Annotated in this window: 14 protein-coding genes; 13 read left to right on the forward strand and 1 reads right to left on the reverse strand. The window is 46.4% G+C overall.

What is annotated here, in order from left to right:
- Nucleotides 1-115: 115 nt before the first annotated feature.
- Entirely contained in the window at nt 116-1,024 is a 909-nt protein-coding gene (locus MASE_RS15410; protein WP_014950665.1) for a substrate-binding periplasmic protein, read from the reverse strand.
- 184 nt (nt 1,025-1,208) lie between these two features.
- Here MASE_RS15410 and MASE_RS15415 point away from each other — a divergent pair, with 184 nt between their 5' ends.
- The 13 genes from MASE_RS15415 to MASE_RS15470 all read left to right on the forward strand — a co-directional run bounded on the left by MASE_RS15415 (nt 1,209) and on the right by MASE_RS15470 (nt 14,955).
- Nucleotides 1,209-2,558, forward strand: coding sequence for an ABC transporter substrate-binding protein (locus MASE_RS15415; protein ID WP_231506571.1), 1,350 nt, complete (start codon nt 1,209-1,211; stop codon nt 2,556-2,558).
- On the forward strand, nt 2,555-3,538 hold the full coding sequence (locus tag MASE_RS15420; protein ID WP_014950667.1) for a PQQ-dependent catabolism-associated beta-propeller protein: 984 nt from the start codon (nt 2,555-2,557) through the stop codon (nt 3,536-3,538). Before MASE_RS15415 ends, MASE_RS15420 begins: the two co-directional genes overlap by 4 nt.
- Nucleotides 3,529-4,251: an ATP-binding cassette domain-containing protein gene (locus MASE_RS15425; RefSeq protein ID WP_014950668.1), complete on the forward strand. Its 723-nt coding sequence runs from the start codon at nt 3,529-3,531 to the stop codon at nt 4,249-4,251. The genes MASE_RS15420 and MASE_RS15425 overlap by 10 nt, the downstream gene beginning before the upstream one ends.
- Nucleotides 4,251-5,033, forward strand: a complete 783-nt coding sequence (locus MASE_RS15430) for an ABC transporter permease (protein ID WP_014950669.1) — start codon at nt 4,251-4,253, stop codon at nt 5,031-5,033. The genes MASE_RS15425 and MASE_RS15430 overlap by 1 nt, the downstream gene beginning before the upstream one ends.
- Nucleotides 5,030-5,854 (forward strand): hypothetical protein, encoded by an 825-nt coding sequence (locus tag MASE_RS20300; protein WP_014950670.1) that lies wholly within the window; start codon nt 5,030-5,032, stop codon nt 5,852-5,854. The genes MASE_RS15430 and MASE_RS20300 overlap by 4 nt, the downstream gene beginning before the upstream one ends.
- Before the next feature lie 65 nt (nt 5,855-5,919).
- Nucleotides 5,920-6,888: a leucyl aminopeptidase gene (locus MASE_RS20305; protein WP_232362854.1), complete on the forward strand. Its 969-nt coding sequence runs from the start codon at nt 5,920-5,922 to the stop codon at nt 6,886-6,888.
- 104 nt (nt 6,889-6,992) lie between these two features.
- Nucleotides 6,993-7,064, forward strand: a complete 72-nt coding sequence (gene pqqA, locus MASE_RS19960) for a pyrroloquinoline quinone precursor peptide PqqA (protein WP_071953288.1) — start codon at nt 6,993-6,995, stop codon at nt 7,062-7,064.
- 72 nt (nt 7,065-7,136) lie between these two features.
- Nucleotides 7,137-8,057: a pyrroloquinoline quinone biosynthesis protein PqqB gene (pqqB, locus tag MASE_RS15445; RefSeq protein ID WP_014950672.1), complete on the forward strand. Its 921-nt coding sequence runs from the start codon at nt 7,137-7,139 to the stop codon at nt 8,055-8,057.
- Between the two features lie 2 nt (nt 8,058-8,059).
- Nucleotides 8,060-8,815, forward strand: coding sequence for a pyrroloquinoline-quinone synthase PqqC (pqqC, locus tag MASE_RS15450; protein ID WP_014950673.1), 756 nt, complete (start codon nt 8,060-8,062; stop codon nt 8,813-8,815).
- Complete coding sequence (gene pqqD / locus MASE_RS15455) at nt 8,815-9,204, forward strand: pyrroloquinoline quinone biosynthesis peptide chaperone PqqD (protein ID WP_014950674.1); 390 nt, start codon at nt 8,815-8,817, stop codon at nt 9,202-9,204. Before pqqC ends, pqqD begins: the two co-directional genes overlap by 1 nt.
- Nucleotides 9,194-10,354 carry a pyrroloquinoline quinone biosynthesis protein PqqE gene (pqqE, locus tag MASE_RS15460; protein WP_014950675.1) on the forward strand — a complete coding sequence of 387 codons (1,161 nt, stop codon included), beginning with the start codon at nt 9,194-9,196 and terminating at the stop codon, nt 10,352-10,354. Before pqqD ends, pqqE begins: the two co-directional genes overlap by 11 nt.
- An 88-nt stretch (nt 10,355-10,442) precedes the next feature.
- Nucleotides 10,443-12,335 carry an insulinase family protein gene (locus MASE_RS15465; protein WP_014950676.1) on the forward strand — a complete coding sequence of 631 codons (1,893 nt, stop codon included), beginning with the start codon at nt 10,443-10,445 and terminating at the stop codon, nt 12,333-12,335.
- 85 nt (nt 12,336-12,420) lie between these two features.
- Complete coding sequence (locus tag MASE_RS15470) at nt 12,421-14,955, forward strand: TonB-dependent receptor (protein WP_014950677.1); 2,535 nt, start codon at nt 12,421-12,423, stop codon at nt 14,953-14,955.
- The last annotated feature ends 52 nt before the right edge of the window (nt 14,956-15,007 follow it).

Consider the following 15,007-nt stretch of genomic DNA (forward strand, 5'->3'; position numbering starts at 1 on the left):
CTAATGCGTGACTGATAACGGCGCTAGAGGTAAGAAGGCAATTGGCCATAGAGTTATTGCCTAATGTACTATCGCTCTGAACGCTATTGGTCACATGCTTTTATACTGAATTATCTTATTCTGAACTTTCATTCCCCGCAAAATAAGGCGGCATCTCATAAATAGTTTTGTATTTCTCAAATAACCGTTGCATATCACCCTCTACCACCATTCGCGTAATTACATCACCAATTTCATAGCCTAGTGCGCGATAATTAGTATGAACAGCAAGTCCTATGTCCCACTTTTGCTTTCCAATAAGCGGAAACGCGTTGCTTGCAAGGCGATATTGCTCATTATCAACAAACTGACTGAGGTAGGATATTTGCGAGCGCAATCCCATTACCGCTTCGACGGTTCCTGCTTTCATTGCGTCAATCGCTTCTGCGTTTGAACCATAGTGCGATGTTTTTTCTCGCAATCGGCCGCCAAACGCTGACGTTAAGTAAAAGTGGGGAATGCTGTCTATTTCCGCCCCAATCGTGTGATACTGAAACATGCCCATGGTTTCCACTTCGGGCAAGGTTTGCGTGTTGTGAATGATTTGCCAGCTTTCACGCTGATAAGGGGCAAACATATGAACAAGCTCATTAACCAACAAGCCCACGTCGTCACGTTTTTGAGAAAAGCTTGGGTCGTAAGGTGCGCGCATCATCACATCAGCCTTAATGCGATGAATTATATGGCCCTTCCATAGGTAATTTCTGAAATCGTCCTCTGTCGTTTCACCTGGTGTCATCCATATCAGTTCTAGCTCAACACCAAGGGCGCTCGCGATTTCACGGGCGATATCAATATCAATACCTGTGGGGTTGTCGTTTTCAATAAATGAAAATGGAGGATAGTCGGTGTACACCGCAATTCTAATTAAACCGCTGTCTTTAATATCGTCTAACGATCTTGCTTCCCCGAACGCAGAAAGCGCAGAACCCGTTATCAGGCAGAGTAAAATGAAAATAACTCGAAAAGGTTTAACTAACTGCACAGCTTACCCACTTATTTAATCGAACTTCTTAAGCATACTAAGGGGTTAGCGTGATTTTACTAATGCTACTTTAGCGCCATAGCATTCCTCCTTTAGGAGGATGTTCTTCGGGAAAATTGCCATATACCCTTATGTCAGACAAACAGATATCAGCAAAAGCATGCAGCTGAGCTCGGGGTGGTATATGGCAAAGGGTGTAAAAAGCACGGTTGAAAGACGATTAACCGGTAAGCGTTATCAAAAGTGTGTAGCGTCACTTTTTTGCTGCGTTCTGTTGTCGTTTTTAAACAGCGCGCTCGCGTTTAATGAAGCGCAACCTTCACATACTCAACAAGCTGCACCACAGGCCTCTTTTGCCACTATTGTGGTCATTTACATAAAAGTTGCGGGCACATCTCCACCAGGCACACCAGACTATTTAAAGTCCCCCAGCAATGAAGGGACAGCTGGCGCAAGTGTGGCGATAGAGGATGCCAATATCACGGGAAAATTTCTTGGTTATCAGTTTGAGTTAACTGAAATCAGTGTGCCTTCTATCGGCGAACTGCAAGCTTCTTTAGCTAAAACACACCAGCACTCTAGTTCAAGTGCTAACGCAAATCACAAAGAAATAAGCAGCAATCAGCAAGGCGATATTGCACCTGTTGTACTGCTGGATATGCAAAGCAGTGATGAGGTAATGGCTGCCTCAATTGAGCAGTTGATTGCCACTATTCAAAACACGCTTCCTAATGCCGTATTTTTTAACGTAGCTAATAGCGATGATTTACTTAGACAAAATTCATGTCGCCTGCCCTTGTTTCATACGATCCCCAGTTATCAGATGAAAGCCGACGCGCTAGCCCAGTGGTTTCGCACTAAGCGTATTGACGAGATATTTGCAGTTTACGGAAAAACCGCTGACGATGCTGCATACCTAGCCGCGTTCAAACGCAGCGCTAAGAAATTCAAGCTTTCACTTGTTGACACTAAACAGTGGCAGGACAGTTTTGATTTACGCAGGGCTGCCTTTGCTGAAATTCCTCAATTTACGCGAACAACAGAAACCTATCAGGCTGTTTTTACCGCCGATAGCGCGGCGCAATTCGCGTATAGCCTACCCTTTAACACCTATTATCCCGTACCTGTGGTAGGCGCTGCCGGCCTAAAAGCACTAGGTTGGCACTTTACCCACGAACAATGGGGCGCCCGTCAGCTTCAAAGCCGTTTTAACGATACGTTTAACAGACACATGAATGAAGTCGACTTCGCCGCGTATCTTGCGGTAACGGCGGTGGCAAATGCTGCGCAGCAGGGAAGCAATTTAACGCAGCAGGGAATATTTAAAACCTTGCTTAGCGACCACTACACGCTGGGTGCCTATAAAGGTCGCCCTCTTTCTATTCGCCCCTACACCCACCAATTTCGTCAGCCTATTGCGCTGGCCCACGAAGACGCACTGGTGACTCATGCGCCCCTTGAAGGCTTTCTGCACCAAACCAACGAACTGGACACATTAGGCGCAACACACACTACCTGTAAGGACAAGTTATGAGCTATCGCTTTGCACTCTTGCTTGGCAGTTTAATGGCAAGCTTTGCCTTTGCACTTCCTCAAGCCTTTGCACTTCCTCAAGCGTATGTCACTAACGAAAAAGACAACACGCTATCTGTCATTGATATGACGACATTTGATGTGATTGAAACTATCGAGGTTGGAGAGCGCCCCCGAGGGTTTATTTTAAGTGCAGACCAGTCCCACGCGTATATCTGTGCCTCTGATGCTGATCGCATTCAAATTATGGATTTGTCTACCCATTCCATAGTGGGCGATCTTCCCTCAGGTGCAGATCCTGAAACCATAGCATTACATCCTAACGGCACCACTATTTACACAGCTAATGAAGACGATGCCCTTCTTACTGTTATCGACATTCCAACGGCTCAGGTCATTTCTCAGATAGATGTGGGCGTAGAGCCTGAGGGGCTGGCTGTGAGTCACGATGGCAGCATGATGGTCGTCACATCAGAAACCACTAACATGGTGCACTGGATAGATACCAAAACGCATGAAAATATTGCAAATAGCTTGGTTGACGCAAGACCCAGAGATGCTCACTTTACCAGAGATGACAAGTACCTTTGGGTAAGCTCGGAAATAGGTGGCACCGTCAGTATTTTCGATACTGCTACTAAGCAAAAAGTGAAAACCCTTTCCTTTGCCATTAAAGGTGTTTATCGCGACAAGATTCAGCCAGTGGGTATTGTGCTTATGAAAGATAAGCCCTACGCCTTCGTGGCGCTTGGCCCAGCGAATCGCATAGCGGTCATCAATACCGATACCTTTGAAGTGGAAGACTACATTTTGGTTGGGCGACGAGTGTGGCAATTAGCGTTTAATCAAGATCAGTCTTTATTGCTGACCACTAACGGTGTAAGCGGTGATATTTCTGTCATCAATACCCACACGTTAAACGTAGAGCATACGGTAAAAGTGGGGCGTTACCCTTGGGGCGTGGCGGTTAAATGGAAATAGCGGTTCAAGCGGTTTCACATCAGTACGGCGGTCACCACGCGCTGGACAATATATACCTTTGCCTAAAACCTGGCTTAACCATGCTGCTTGGGCCAAATGGCGCAGGCAAAAGTACCTTATTTGCGCTTATTACGGGTCTTCAAAAACTCACGCAAGGCAGTATTACCTTTGATGGTGCTACCCTGTCTCAATCTCGCACAAGTATTATGGCGAAAATGGGCGTGGTATTTCAGCAAAGTACCTTAGATATCGACTTATCAGTAAAACAAAATTTGTCCTACTTTGCTTCGCTCCACGGCATAAGTACCGCTAGCGCGCTATCTCATATTCAAGGCCTGCTCGACGAGCTTGATCTTACGACCAAGCTCAACACAAAAATTCGCAACTTAAATGGCGGGCACAGACGTCGGGTCGAGTTAGCTCGCTGCCTTATTCACAAGCCATCCTTGCTGCTATTAGACGAGCCTACCGTTGGCTTAGACATAGAATCCCGTCATCTTATTTTGCGGGTAGTACAAGCACTCGCTCATTCGCAAAACGTAAGTGTACTGTGGGCCACGCATTTATTTGAAGAAGTGAAGCCCAACAACAACTTGATAGTCTTATCGAAAGGACGTGTGTTAGCCCACGACCAATGTGAAGCCTTGTTAGCCAAGTATCATCAACAGGATATTGAGCACCTTTGGCAGCATTTGATGCAGGAAGGCTCCTGATGTATTGGCGCTGTTTTGTGGGCGTACTTACCCGAGAGATGCTAAAGTTCTGGCAGCAACGTACACGCCTGTTAAGTGCATTGGTGCGCCCGCTGCTTTGGCTATTTGTTTTTGCTGCAGGCTTTCGTTCGGCCCTGGGTCTTTCAATGACCGAGCCTTACGAGAGTTATATTTTGTACGAAGAGTACATTGTACCTGGGCTTGCCGCCATGATTGTGCTTTTTAATAGTATGCAAAGTTCATTGTCCATGGTGTACGACAGAGAAATGGGCAGCATGAAAGTACTGCTGTTAAGCCCGGTTCCCCGCCCTTTTCTGCTAGGCAGCAAGCTTATAGCCAACACCTTGGTAAGCGCTATTCAGGTGTATATATTCTTTGCCTTTGCGCTTTTACTGGATGTACGCCTATCTGCGTTGGGATACGTTTATGCGTTGCCTGTTATTGCGCTACTGTCATTGTTTTTAGGTTCGTTAGGATTATTACTGGCAAACTATATTAAGCAGCTAGAGAACTTTGCCGGGGTAATGAATTTTGTCATTTTCCCGTTGTTCTTTCTATCAAGCGCCCTATACCCGCTTTGGAAAATGCGTGAGGCCAGCGAATGGCTGTATCAAATTTGTGCCTTTAACCCCTTTAGTAGCGGCGTAGAATTACTGCGATTTGCGCTCTATGAAAAACTCGAACACAACGCGCTTACCGTTGTACTTTGTCTTACGGCTATCACTTTTATTTTCGCTGTGAGAAGCTTTCGCCCCAAAGCCTCAAAAGGGCGCTTCTCGTGATAAAAGCAAACCTAGTCTGGGCTGACGAAAGCAATAAAGTTGGAACGTTAGAAGATAGTGACTGCTTACTTATTTTAACTACACCCGAGTTATTAGCGAGCCAACTATTTCACTTTTCAAAACCCGCTAAGACATACATTGAGCAGGTTTTTGACGATGAAGGTTTTGCAGGAAATAAAGGCCAATGTGTATTAGTACAAGGCCTTAAGGCGTTTAAAACAAGTTACATCTCAGACACTGAAAACAGCGGAAAAAACAAAATTAGCCAACAATTAGCTGAAGTAAAACGGGTGCTGTTTTATGGTGTCGATTTTACGTTTTTTGAAGCGTCAGATGCACCCAACGTCTCTAGCCGTGCCTCGACTTTATCTAAAACTAATGACCCTTCCATGGTTAACCGCTCAAGCTACGCTAGCGATTCAAACTCCGCGTTTTATTCGAAAAGCACTAGTGAATTGAAGCAAACTAACGCGCCAGCATTTCGCTACTTAGAACAGCAGTTCGATGCATTGTTTAAAAAACTTAAAAGCGTGTCGGTAACCTTGGAAAAACTGTCGTTTATGGCGCTTTCTACCACTGAAACAGCAAGCAATGACCCTGTTAACACCATTGCAAGCCACTCACCATTTCTGAGTGCGCTACTTAGAAGCTATTTCAAGCATGGCTATCACTTTAAAGGCTATAAAACGAATAATCGTTCGGTTTCCAACTGTCAGCCTCTCAATGACAACAACAACGCAAATAGTGTTGAAAAAACGACGCAAATAATGAAGCAATTAATCAAGCAATTGATATTAGGGGCACGCTGTCTCTTGCATTAGATGCCAAGCATTTTACTAACGCGCAAAAGCGTCTCGTTTCACACACTATCCGCTATGAATCAGCCCTGAATGCCGCGATGACGTGGGCTAAAGATCTCGCCCACATGCCAGCCAACTTATGTACGCCAGATTATCTGGCCGAACAAGCTCTGCATCTGGCGCAAACCTTTAATACGGTGTCTTGCGATATCCTCAATGAAAGTGCGCTAAAGCAGTTAGGCATGAACGGGTATTTAGCGGTAAATGCAGGTTCACAGTTTGCTGCCACCATGCCTATTCTTCGCTATACAGCCAAAGGTTTAGAGAATTCACCGCCAGTAGTGTTAATTGGCAAAGGTGTAACGTTTGACAGCGGCGGCATAACGTTAAAACGCAGCCCTGATATGCGCCATATGATTTACGACATGGCAGGCGCTGGCTGTGTATTGGGCGTCATTCAGGCGGTTGCCACACTGGGGTTAAATATAAATATTATTGGTATTGTGGCGAGCGCCGATAATGCAATTGATGGCAAAGCCTATCGCCCGGGTGACATTATTACTATGCACTCAGGAAAAACCGTGGAAGTCATGAGCACCGATGCAGAAGGGCGTATGCTTATGGCCGATGCAATCAGCTACGCGAAACAGTTCTCCCCCTCGGTTATTATTGATATTGCAACCTTAACCGGCGCGGCTATTAGCGCACTGGGGCACAAAGCCACTGCGCTTTTTAGCAACGCTCCAGCGCTTGAAAGTACGTTAGTTGAAGCGGGTGAACTGGCTAACGACAGGTGCTGGCCTTTCCCACTTTGGCCAGAATATCAAGACGCCATTACCTCTCAGCACGCGGATATGATGAATACGGGTATAAACTCTCCCGGTGCTATTTCGGCAGGCTGCTTTCTCTCTCGCTTTGCTGACGGCACGCCGTGGGCTCACCTCGATGTGGCAGGAACCGCTTTTACCTACACCAAATCGTTATCGGCGACCGGCCGCCCTATCCCTTTGCTGTTATCTTACTTAAGCAGCTGCGCTATCAAAAATAATCAATAAATCATCAAAATTCATGACAGTTCTCCTCCCTTAGGAGGATATCTGTTAACACATATTCAACATATACTCAGTCATGCGTTTAATCATAAAGAAGAGGAACAATTATGTGGACTAAACCCCAATACACAGAAATGCGCCTTGGTTTTGAAGTAACTCTTTACATCAATAACCGCTAGGCAACGCCCTCTGGGATGATGAACAAAAAGGCTGCCGACGCAGCCTTTTTTTACTTGTAGTATGGAGTTGTTATGCACGTATTGATTCTTGGTGCTGCCGCCGGGGGTGGATTTCCGCAATGGAACTGCCACTGCCCAAATTGTAAGGGTTTACGCGAAGGTAAAATAAAGGCGAAAGGCAGAACACAGTCGAGCATTGCTGTCAGTAGTGATGGTAAAAATTGGGTTCTCATTAATGCCTCCCCCGATTTAAGGGAGCAGATAAATAGCCACCCGCAGCTGTGGCCCGACGCCCATGTGTCTCGCGGCACACGCATAAGCGCAATTGTGCTTACCGACAGTCAAATAGACCATACTACAGGCCTGCTAACATTGCGCGAAGGCTTACCCCTTCCCGTTTATTGTACCGATGTTGTGGCCGAAGACCTAACCACCAGCTTCCCGCTTTTTACCGTATTAAAACACTGGCACGGCGGACTACAGCAGCATTCAATTAATACCGACTATCATCAACGCTTTGTACCAAAAGGGGCAGAAGGCCTGACTTTCCAACCTGTGGTATTAGAGTCTAACGCGCCCCCTTACTCGACGTATCGCGACAACATTGTGCCGGGCAACAATATCGGCCTGAAGATAACTGACGACACCACGGGCAACGTGCTTTTTTACGCGCCGGGATGCATGCAGGCAAACGACACAGTAAAACAGGTGATGCGCGAATCTCACTGCGTGCTATTTGACGGTACGCTGTGGGCCAATGAAGAAATGATAGATCACGGCTTTAGCAACAAGCTGGGCACAGATATGGGACACATGCCGGTTAATGGAAAGGGCGGAGCCATTGCGCTGCTAAATGAATTTAACGTTGAGCGTAAAGTGCTTATTCATATCAACAACACAAATCGCGTGCTTGACGAAGACTCCAGTGCTTATCACAGCCTGTGCGAGCAAGGCATTGAATTGGCTTACGACGGTATGGAAATTGAGGTGTAGTAATGACAGAACACGCATGGTCTAGACAAGAATTCGAACAAAAACTGAGAGAAAAAGGCGCTTACTACCATATTCATCACCCGTTTCATAAACGCATGAATGAAGGACACTGCAGCGTTGATGAGATTCAGGGTTGGGTGGCCAACCGACTGTATTATCAAATGGCGATACCGGTTAAAGACGCGGCAATTTTAGCGAATTGCGAAGATCAATCGGTACGCAGAACTTGGATCCAACGAATTATCGATCACGATGGACGGGAAGGTGAAGACGGACTGGGCGGCATAGAAGCCTGGTTGCGGTTAGGCGAAGCGGTAGGCTTGAACCGCAGTGAATTACTTGATGAAACCCACCTGTTGCCAGCGGTTAAATTTGCAGTAAATGCCTATGTGAATTTTGCCCGCCGTGCGTCGTGGGAAGAGGCTGCCTGCTCATCGTTAACTGAAATGTTCGCCCCTGAAATACATCAAAGCCGATTAGATACCTGGCCTGGGCACTATACATGGATTGATAGTGAAGGCTTTACCTACTTTCAAATGCGGTTAAGTCAGGCGCGCCGTGATGTAGAGCATGGCCTGCAGATTACCCTTGACCACTTTGTTACCCGACAACAGCAAGAACATGCGCTCAATATACTGCAGTTCAAAATTGATATTTTGTGGAGCATTGCTGATGCCATTTGCTTTGCCTATGAATATAAGAGAAAGCCGTTTGATGGTATTGCCGACCAACGGGTGTGCCATATAGGGAGGTTTTAATGATGTCGAATTTACAATCGCAAACCGAACACCACTTAGATGCTGATAGCACCGGTGCTGATAACGTGGAAGATAACATTGAAAATAGCAGCAGTCACAACAACGAGGGTGGCCGCAAAAGAGACAAAACAGCTTCTTTAAATCCGCTTTTTCGCATGCAGTACGAGAAAGCTCAGGGTTGTTATGTGTTGTTGTTCCCCGAAGGAATGATCAAACTTAACCCTTCTGCGGCAGAAATTCTTAAGCGTGTGGATGGCACCAATACGGAAAATGCCATTTGTGCTGAACTTCGTCAGGCGTTCCCTGATGCACCTGATGATTTAGAAGAAGATGTTCATGCATTTCTGGTTCATGCCGAGCAAAAGAAGTGGATCCGCTATGACGAATAATACAGACGTTGATTTACAAACCGACGTACCAAATACCATAACGCCACCGCTATGGCTCCTAGCCGAAATTACTTATCAGTGCCCATTGCATTGCCCCTATTGCTCAAACCCAGTAAACATGGAAGAAACATTTAATGAGCTCTCTACTGAGCATTGGGAGCGTGTACTGCGTGAAGCGCGGGAAGTGGGCGCCGTGCAGTTGGGCTTTTCTGGCGGAGAGCCATTGCTTCGAAAGGACTTAGAGCACTTAGTCGCTTATGCGCGGGCTTTGGGTTTTTACACCAACTTGATCACCTCTGGTATTGGCATGACAGAAAAACGTATTGCCAAACTCAAAGAAGCCGGCCTTGACCACATTCAGCTGAGCTTTCAGGCAGCCAATGCCGAAGTCAACGACTTAATAGGCAACAAGCGCCACTCATTTGAACAAAAACTTAAAATTGCGAAGCTGGTAAAACAATACAACTACCCTATGGTGCTTAACTTCTGTATTACCGCGCAGAACATTCACGAAATAGAAGACGTGATGGCGCTCAGCGAGCAGCTGAACGCTGATTTTGTCGAGCTAGCTACCGTGCAGTATTACGGCTGGGCCTATGAAAACAGAGACCATCTGTTACCTACCTCACAGCAGCTACAGGAAGCTGAGGCCGCAGTGAACCGCTACCGCGCGCAGCAAAACGGTAAAGGACCAACCTTCATATTTGTGTCGCCCGACTACTATGAATCTCGCCCTAAGGCGTGTATGAATGGCTGGGGCACGACGTTTTTAACCGTAACGCCAGATGGCAGTGCCCTTCCGTGTCACAGTGCAAAGATATTACCCCTTCGTTTTCCTAATGTGAAAGAACGTTCATTGCACGATATTTGGCACCAAGACTTTAGCTTTAATCATTTCCGTGGCGATAGTTGGATGCCTTCGCCCTGTCGGGACTGCGATGAAAAAGATAAAGACTTTGGCGGCTGCCGATGTCAGGCCTACCTGCTAACAGGTGATATGTATAAGACGGATCCGGTTTGCAGCAAGTCGCCCGATCACCATTTGATGAAAGGCATTACCGATAAAGCAGGTACTGCACCGTCGAAGGCACTACAGTATCGGAAGGTGGAAAAGCCGATTCCCATTCTAGAAGTAAGTGCTACGAGGTAAGCGCTACGAGACAAGTAATACGAAATGAGTGCGCTGCGATAAGTACTAAACCAAAAGAGATACCGTTAAACCACAATGATAAAAGTGTATGTCTGAATTTCATTTCATTGATGCCGGCTCTGGGTCAAAAGTGCATAGCGTTGTTTTTGCGCTAAAAACCCCTGCAGTAGGCCATACTGGGTTGTCTCACTTAGCTGAGCACATGAGCTTTCGACGCTCTCACCAATACCCAACTGCCCACGAACTTTTTACGGCCAATACACTTCTGCCTGTTACTATTAACGCTACCACACTCGCCGAGTACACCTTCTTTTTCGCTTCGTCTAAAAAAGCGAACGTGCTGCTTGATGCTGTAAATTACCTGTACTGTGGCCTGCTTAACCGGGATTACGGTACCGATGAGGTTATCTTAGAGCGTGACGGGGTTATTTTTAACGAGCTCGCCATGCTAGAGGCAAACAGCGACTATGCATTAAACGCCGCTATTCGATTAACCGATACCAATAAAAATGCCTATCAACACGCGGGTGGTTTTACACAAACCATAGGCAGCAACAGCATTCAAGCGCTTCAAGACTACAAACGCCAGTGGTATCAGCCAAGCAATATCACCACGCTGGTTTACAGTAATTCAGCCCACTTTTTTGAGCAGTGCAAGCAGGTTGTTACAGCCCTGAGCGCAATGAAAACCCTGAGCGCGCAAACAGCCCTGAGCACAATGAAAGCGCAGAGCGTGGGAACAGCCTTGAGCGCTGAAAAAAACTTGAGCGAGAAAGCAGCCTTGAGCGAGAAAGCAGCTTTGATCGAAGAATCAACACTGAACAGAAACGCCTCTCTGAGTCAGCACGCATCTCAACGTGAACGCTCACATTTATACAAAGAAGCCTCTCTTGATGCGCAAACGACAAAAGGCGAAAACGAATCAATAAGGCATGTATTAACCTGGTGGTTTCCTCAGTGCTTTCTAAAGGGTTTACTAAAGCAAGAAGCAACACTTAGCACCGTAGCAGGCCTTGAAAGTACTTTATTTATCGACCCCGAAATCAATCAACAAGGCAATTTTGCAATTCGCCTCGTCACAAACGAAGCGATGAAGGAAGTAGCAAGCGAGCTTTCGATAGAAGCACTTCCAAAGCTTTCACAAAATCTGACACACAAGCTCGTGAGCGATGATAATGATAAAAGGCTGCGACAACTAAAACATGTGGTATCCGCGTGTCTTGCCTCATTTGATATTAGACCTTCAAAGCCAATGCCAGACACTGATAAACATGCAGAGGGTGTGGGGGCGGCTATTCGCTATTTTGCGCAACTAACAGATGCGTTGGGTTCTAACAAGTGTGCCGCCAAAGATTGTGCCACCAAAAGCACTTATTTAGCGAGTGCTAATAAGGTATCGCACTCCTACCTGAGGGCTCTACCTTCACCAGAAAAGTTAGTCGCTCTCGAGCGGATTAGAAAGGCACGCAAAGACTTTTCCGCGCAAGCCAGCGCTTCCAATAGCGAGCAGTCACTTTCAATACCGCGTCTTACCTCTAAATACCGACATTTTATTGCGTTAGAGCACTTGCCTGCACTTCCACGTTTATTGCGGCCACTCGCCAACAAGACCACCAATTTGAAACGCTTTAACGCTGAACACATTGCTTCGCACTTAACGCCGTTTTCCATTCCATCACCCTCAATAACTCTAGAGTCGGCTTCTCTAAATTCTGATTCTGGTTATTTAGCCTCGCACTGGGTGTATCGCATCGCGTTCTATCAACAGTCAAGACTACAAGCGGTACTTGCACACCACCTTTTCTGGCAACCAAGAACCTCGGGGGAATGCTACGCACTGGGCGCTGCAATCTATGAAAATAATCTTTTTCTATTTGGTGCCAGCGATACAAATATCACAGAGCGTGAAGGCTGGTGCAATAACATTTTGTCGATGCCCATGTTGGGAAATTCGGGAAAAAACACTGCTACCAATTTATGACACTTCCTCCCACTTAAGGAGGATATTTTTAGGGAATGGTTAGGGCAATACTGAAGCTATAATTAATAACGAAGCAGTCAATTGCATGCCTATACCGAAACCTTCATCTAAACCTTCACAATGCCCTGTACGCGAGCCTACTCACCTTCTTCAACAACGCAAGGCACAGTTGGAGAGTAAGTCTGTTTCTAATTCGCACACGCCCCTGCTTCTTAGTGTTATTGCCAGCGCGATAACCTATGCGTTTAGCCCTGCTGCAGAAGCTAACGATGCAATGGACCGCTACGAGGTAATAGAGGTGCAAGGGGCGACGCCGCTTAGCGCCAACAGCAACAACTCTGCTGTATTTGGCAACGTTCAGACACTCACTCAAGACGACATTGAAGGGAGCGTCAACCGTTCACTACCGGAGCTACTCAAAACTCAGCTGGCAAGCGTGAACCTAAACGATGTTCAAAACAATCCGTTCCAACCCGATCTGCAATACCGCGGGTTTACTGCCTCTCCGCTGCTTGGTCTACCTCAGGGCATTTCGGTGTACTTGAACGGCGGTCGGGTTAATGAAGCGTTTGGCGATACCGTGCATTGGGACCTCATGCCTCTAGATGCTATAAATACCGTTTCTTTGTACTCTGGTTCAAACCCTCTGTTTGGTCAAAACACGCTAGGCGGCGCCCTTGCGCTAAGAACGAAAACAGGGTTTAGCTTCAATGTCAATGAAATCGATTTACAGGCTGGACAATTCGGCCAGAAAGCCGCGTCTGTGGAATCAGGTGGTCATAACGATCACTGGGCGTATTATGTGAACCTGAATCACTATGAGGAAGATGGCTGGCGCGACTATTCGCCATCTGAAGTGCAGCAAGTATTTACATCGCTTGCCTATAAAAGTGACAAAATGCATCTCGACATGAACCTGTTTATGGCCGATAACGAGTTACTCGGAAATGGTGCATCACCTATTGAACTGCTGGATATTGAAGGAAGAGAAGCGGTCTACACTCACCCCGATCAGACCAACAACGAACTTACGCACGTTAATATAACCGGTGATTTCGTTTTAACTGACACCTTATCTTTAACCGCCAATATGTTTTATCGCGACACACAAACTCAATCAATCAACGGCGATGACAGTGATTTTGGTGCCTGCCAGTTCGCTGATGGACGCGTAACACTGTGTGAATTTGAAGATGATGACGACGATGATGATGATCCGCTTGATAGTGATGATGATGGCGACGACGATGATGACGATGATTTGCCTGTTGTAGGAGAAGGCGACGATATAGAAGCGGTTGAATTTATCGGCTTTGATGACGACACCGCGCTTGGCGAAATATCAAATGTGGACGCAGGTGAACTTGATGGAACATACAATACGGGCCACACAGACGCCAAAGCTACTGGGTTATCTTTTCAGCTAGCTAAACAATATGCCTTAAGCGGCTTCAGTTCAGAGTTAATTGTTGGTGCCAGCTACACCAAAGGAGATGTTAACTACGCCGCTGATACTACATTTGGTATTTTGGAAAACGAATCTGCACAAGACTCACGCACTGTTTTACCCATCGACGGGCTCATGGCACAAGAAGCCAGAGTTAGATTAGATGTAGACACCACCGCATGGTCGCTATTTTTCATGAATAGTACGCAGCTCTCTTCAGCCGTAACACTCAATCTTGGTGGACGTTTTAACCGAGACCATATTGTTATGGAAGACCTGATTGATGATGGTGAAGGTTCATTGGACGGCAATCACCGTTTTACCCAATTTAACCCAGCGGTAGGGGTAGACATTACTATAGATGAGCAAAGCCAGTTGAATCTTGCAATCAGCCAGTCTTCAAGAACGCCAAGCCCAGCAGAGTTAAGCTGTGCAGATGAAGACGACCCGTGTCGGTTACCGAACGGTTTTGTGGCCGATCCTCCTCTTGATCAAGTGGTCACCCAAACTATTGAAGCGAACTACACCACACGCATTGATAACATCGACCTGATGCTAAATGTCTTTCACAGTAGAAGTAAGGACGACATTATCTTCCAACAAGCAGGCTCTGTTGCCTCTCGCGGATACTTTATTAACGTTGATGAAACCCAGCGTCAGGGCGTTGAATTCAGCGTAGGTTCAACGTGGGAAAAACTCACCTACCGGTTAAACTACAACTATCTTAACGCAACCTATGAATCAACATTCACGTCGTTTAGCCCCTTTAACCCTCAGGGTCCAGACAGACTCGTAACGCCAGGTGACAAAATTCCAGGCCAGCCAGAGCATTTAGTCAAGCTCTACGCAGATTACGCCTTAACGGATAAAGCGCGTTTAGGCGCAGAAGTTATTTCAGCATCTAGTCAGTACTTTAGGGGCGATGAGGCTAACGAAAATGAAAAGATTGACGGATACGTTATTGCAAACATTTATGCATCGTACCGTTTCAACGACACATTTACCGCATCGCTACGTGTGAACAATGTGTTCGACAAAGACTATGAAACCTTTGGCACGTATGGAGAGGCTGATGAGGTATTAGAAGACATTTATCCCGACGTAGAAGGTGCAGAGTTCGTGGGCCCCGCACAACCGCGAATGGTCAGTGTGAATCTAAAAGCGAGATTCTAATAAGGTAGCAGTTGTTACCACACGCGCTTTTATCCACACAAAAACTGAAACA

Origin of the sequence: Alteromonas macleodii ATCC 27126, assembly GCF_000172635.2 — a bacterium.
GTDB lineage: Bacteria > Pseudomonadota > Gammaproteobacteria > Enterobacterales > Alteromonadaceae > Alteromonas > Alteromonas macleodii.